The sequence below is a fragment of the Chromohalobacter sp. 296-RDG genome (assembly GCF_029889885.1).
GTDB lineage: Bacteria > Pseudomonadota > Gammaproteobacteria > Pseudomonadales > Halomonadaceae > Chromohalobacter.
Window position 1 is genome coordinate 1 of record NZ_JARANY010000106.1, and the last position, 4,858, is coordinate 4,858.

At 52.8% G+C, this 4,858-nt stretch carries 5 protein-coding genes; 3 read left to right on the forward strand and 2 right to left on the reverse strand.

The genetic code is table 11. The features are described 5' to 3' along the window. The first annotated feature begins 370 nt into the window (after window positions 1-370). On the forward strand, window positions 371-1,525 hold the full coding sequence (locus tag OP495_RS16490; RefSeq protein ID WP_280570798.1) for an amidohydrolase: 1,155 nt from the start codon (window positions 371-373) through the stop codon (window positions 1,523-1,525). Window positions 1,526-1,574: 49 nt separating this feature from the next. Next, the gene (locus OP495_RS16495) at window positions 1,575-3,083 is read left to right on the forward strand and encodes an AbgT family transporter (protein ID WP_280570799.1); all 1,509 of its coding nucleotides are present in this window, start codon (window positions 1,575-1,577) and stop codon (window positions 3,081-3,083) included. Here the strand turns inward: OP495_RS16495 and OP495_RS16500 are convergent, their stop codons facing one another. Next, window positions 3,084-3,980, reverse strand: a complete 897-nt coding sequence (locus tag OP495_RS16500) for a LysR family transcriptional regulator (protein ID WP_280570801.1) — start codon at window positions 3,978-3,980, stop codon at window positions 3,084-3,086. It lies immediately after the preceding gene. A 162-nt stretch (window positions 3,981-4,142) separates the two neighbouring features. Between OP495_RS16500 and OP495_RS16505 the strand changes: the two genes are divergently transcribed. Next, window positions 4,143-4,349 (forward strand): hypothetical protein, encoded by a 207-nt coding sequence (locus OP495_RS16505; protein ID WP_280570802.1) that lies wholly within the window; start codon window positions 4,143-4,145, stop codon window positions 4,347-4,349. A gap of 276 nt (window positions 4,350-4,625) precedes the next feature. Here the strand turns inward: OP495_RS16505 and OP495_RS16510 are convergent. After that, a partial coding sequence (locus OP495_RS16510; RefSeq protein WP_280570804.1) for a VOC family protein occupies window positions 4,626-4,858 on the reverse strand: 233 nt, incomplete at its 5' end.

Consider the following 4,858-nt stretch of genomic DNA (forward strand, 5'->3'; position numbering starts at 1 on the left):
TCATAGAGCGTCTCTACCAGAAGGTGGGAGTTTCCTTGCCAACCACATTTATCAGACGTTACCCGAGACAAACGGTTCCTGCATCAAGCGCCTCTTGCGCACTTTCAACGTAGCCCGGCGAGCACCGCTTTTATACGTTAAGACGGCTTACACATTAGGAAGAGAGGCATCACTGGACATATGCCTGATTCAGATGAGTGTCGTTCAAAGAGAGGACCTGCATGAATGCATAAACCTGAATACCCAGCATGCCCAACCAATTGTTGCCTTGAAGGCAACAAAGATAACCTTTCAGTATCTTCTTTATGCCTTACCTGCTCGTCTAACTTAATAGCGATATCACTTATGAAGATCACAACAAGGAATTACCATGTTCACTCAGCAACAGGTCGAGAACGCAAAGGCTCTAAGACGGGACATACATCAGCATCCAGAACTCAAATTCGAAGAACACCGCACGTCCGCCTTGGTAGCTGAAAAGCTCAAAAGCTATGGCTACAAGGTGACGGAGGGCATCGCCAGCACCGGCGTGCTCGCCGAACTTGACACTGAGCGCGATGGGCCCGTCATTGCCTTTAGAGCCGATATGGATGCTCTTCCTATTCAAGAGACCAACGACAGCAATTATCGTTCCGAACATGAAGGGCTGATGCACGCCTGTGGCCATGACGGTCATACCGCTACGCTCTTGATGGCGGCAGAAGCCATCATCGGCATGAAAGACAATCTGTGCGGACACCTCAAGCTGATCTTTCAACCCGGCGAGGAAGGGGGCAACGGCGCGGCACGCATGGTCGAAGCTGGAGTTCTCGATAATCCCCGAGTCACAGCGGTTTTCGGTTATCACAATCGTCCCAATTTTCCCGCAGGTTTGCTTTTCGTCAAACCCGGTCCAGCCATGGGTGGCAACGACACCTATCGCGTTGTCATCGAAGGTTGTTCGGGGCATGCGGCCATGCCGCATCTGGCTGTCGATCCCATCTACGTGGGCAGCTCACTTGTACAGCACTTACAAGGCTTGGTCGGGCGACATAAATCTCCCTTAGAAGCAGGCGTCATCACCGTCGCCGCCTTTCATGCTGGCGAAGCCGCCAACATCATCCCAGGACGGGCCGAACTCACCGTCAATATACGCAGTGACCGGCCCAGTTCGCGTAAAGCGCTGGCTGGTAAGCTCGAACAGCTCACTCATGGTATCTGCGAAGCGCATAACGCCACCTATCATGTGGAGCATTTGCATGAGGTCCCTCCTCTCGTCAACGACTCTCACTGGGCCGAACAGGTACTGCATTATGCTCAAGCGCATGGTGTCAGCGAGAAGTCAGAGAAAATCGATTACATGCCTACAATGGGCGCTGAAGATTTTTCATTTTACCTACAGGAAGTGCCTGGATGCTTTTTTTTCGTCGGCAATGGTGATAGTGCCTACTTGCACAATGATCGCTACGACTTCAACGACAGCATTCTTCCCGTAGCAAGCGGCACTTTCGTCGCACTGGCCAAAGGATTACTCGAACATACCTGATCATATGAGTCCTCCATTTTCCAACAACAACATACAAGGCGAAACCAATATGCAAGCGATACTTTCTTCAATAGAACGCGTCGGAAACAAACTTCCTCATCCTTTCATCCTCTTCGTGATACTAGCCGGCCTAGTGGTCATCGTATCCACGTTACTGGCATCGTTAGGCATTTACGCAGTCAACCCTCAAACTGATGCCGAAGTCCATGTGCGCGCCTTGCTTTCAGGAGACGGCATCGAATACATGCTGACCAATATGGTGAGCAACTTCGTTAACTTCCCACCTTTGGGGCTGATTCTCGTCGTCATGTTCGGCATCGGCCTGGCCGATAAGGTCGGGTTAATGTCAACGCTGATGCAGGTGAGTGTCGCAAAAGCGCCCTCCTCGCTGCTCACCTTCTGCGTCTTTCTCGCCGGGATTTGTGGCAGCATAGCTTCGGATGCAAACTATCTGATCCTCATCCCGCTGGCCGCCATGGTCTACTACTCTGTGGGGCGTCACCCTATTGCGGGCGCCGCCGCCGCTTACGCAGCTGCCGGCGCAGGTTTCGACGCAAGTCTCTTCATTACTGTAGGCGATGCCTTGTTTGCCGGTATCAGTACAGATGCGGCACGGCTCGTCGACGCGGATGCCTACGTCTCACCACTCGACAATTATTACTTCGTCGCTTGCTCGGTATTTGTCCTTGCCATCATTGGCACTTTGATTGTCGACAAAGTCGTTGAACCGAGGCTGAAGCGCACTCTACCGATGGGCAAGGATTTCAATACCGACATCGAAACGCACGAACTGACCGAAGCAGAAAAACTTGGCCTCAAGCGTGTCGGACTGGCAACCCTGGCTTATGTGATCTTGGTCTGCATTGCCGTGTATCCCGATGCTTCTCCGTTACGCAACGAAGAGGGTGGCCTCATTCCATCTCCCTTTCTCGAGGCACTCGTGCCACTTATGTTTGGCTATTTCGTTCTTATCGGTCTCGTTTATGGCCTCACTACAGGGAAAATTACTAGTAGTCGAGATGTCCCGCAGCGCATGGCGGAAGCTGCTCGTGAACTCGCCCCTACACTAGTTCTTTTCTTCGCAATCTCACAATTCATCGCCTACTTTCGTTGGTCCGAACTTGGGCAATTTATCGCTATAGAAGGCTCCAATATACTACAAAGCACTGGTTTTACCGGGCTTCCGCTAGTCGGTGCCTTTATTATAATGAGCGCTTTTCTCAACATCTTCATGACCAGTGGATCCGCTCAGTGGGCATTGATGGCTCCAGTCTTCGTTCCCATGCTGATGCTAGTCGATTTCGATCCTGCCTTCGTACAAGCCATGTTCCGCATCGGTGACTCCAGCACTAACATTATTTCGCCGATGAGCCCCTACTTCTCAGTTGCACTGGTATATATGCAGCGCTATAAGCCTGATATGGGGCTGGGTACTCTGATCGCCACCATGCTCCCACTCGCTCTTGGCTTTTTGGTCATCTGGACCGCCTTCCTGATGTTCTGGCTGGCTATGGGCTGGCCCATCGGCCCAGGTATCTACATGATGGCGGGTAGCTAATCAGCGCATCGTCATCATCAACTTCCATAGGTAACCGGCCGCCGGAGTCAATCGGCGGCCCGCTCGTCGTACCAGGTTTCCCTGGCTATGTTCCGCCATTGGATGTGCTATCGGAATCGCCTCAAGCATCCCCGACGTCACTTCCTCGTGCGCTGCAGCAGCTGTCATGAAGGCAATTCCGATCCCGGTACTGGCCATTCGTCGTGACACCGAATGCAAGTTGCAACGGTACGCCGGCATCGGATGATATCCAGCAGTTTGAAACAGTGCGTTGACGAACTGTTGAGAACCCGAAACATCGGGAAGAAAGATCAACTTGTGGCGGATAAGTTCCGCCACTTCTACCGACGCGCACCCAGCTAGCGGATGATCGGCAGCCACCAAAGCACATAAAGGCCCGCGCTCGAAGGAATGCACCATCAAGCGTGGATCCGAGATAGGCCCATAGGTAATGGCGATATCCACCTCGTCGTTGGCGACCATTTCATGTGGTTCTCGAGGATAGTAAATGCCGGTCTTAATCTCGATCATCACCTCAGGATACTGCGCTGCGACTCGTCGCATCACGGACTGAATGAAACTATCGACAAATCCATCCCCGACGGACACCACCACCTTGCCTGCCTGCAGGTTACGCATTCGCGATAATGTATCCATCAATTCGGAATGCTGACGCCGTTGATCGAGAAAACGGTCTATCACCAATCGACCAGCTTCCGTCACCACCACATGTCGCCCCTGACGCTCAAGCAGCGGAATGCCTAACTCACGCTCAAGACCGCGAATTTGCCGGCTCACAGCTGAGGGATTCAAATTCAAATGCTCGGCTGCCGCTCGGATACCACCACAACTATTAACTTCATGGAGATACTGCGCACGCTTGTCGAATAGGTGCATCGTGATCGACTTTCCTCGCTCAGCCATAGATTCGACGCTAACCGTTGCACGTTAATGAGAACGGTACCAGGAAAGAAGGGGCACCTTCGTCACAAAGCTCGATGTCGCCTCGCCCGACACGGCATATCACGGCGCACACTGACCGATGAGACTCCCAGGCTCATGACCTGCTTCGACTATCGGTGCCTAATTAAAGATCTGGTAGCAAGAACGGCAGCTATACGCCACAACGAGAAACAGGCACGCGAACTCAAACAACGGCCTGATACCTTCTACATCACCGACGCCCTCTCCTGTGCTCGCCAACTCGACAACCAGCTCAGTTATTCGATCATCGAGATAACAGGTAACGCCCGTCTATCCGCCTAGTGCGAACAGTCGACTACCCATGCCATGTTCTGCTTTGGCTCCAAACCTATCTTCGTGACTTTCTGGATCGGGCACGACGTGAGAATATCCATCTAGTCGAAGCCATCCTCACTCGCGATGCCGACGCCATCTTCGAGTTTGCCCAACACCATTTTTACTGACACTGGCCATCATGCAGGACTCTCTACAGCCCAGCGCGCGTCGACTTTTCAAACGAGGCTTAGCTTTATTCAGGGTTTGACGATATCTCTAGAGTTCTCATGGCGACGTAAACGCTTACTGCCCCAGGCCTTTGGAAAGCTCGGGCTGAACGACCTCGATCCAGTAGCCATCGGGATCCTTGACGAAGGCGACGTCCTTCATCTTGCCGTCTTGCGGGCGCTTCTTGAACTCCACCTGGTTGGCGTCGAACCAAGCCACGGCGGCATGTAGGTCCGGCACCGAGAAGCAGATATGCCCGAAGCCCTGTGGCTCGGCGTTGCCGTCATGATAGGCAAAGCCTTCCTGAT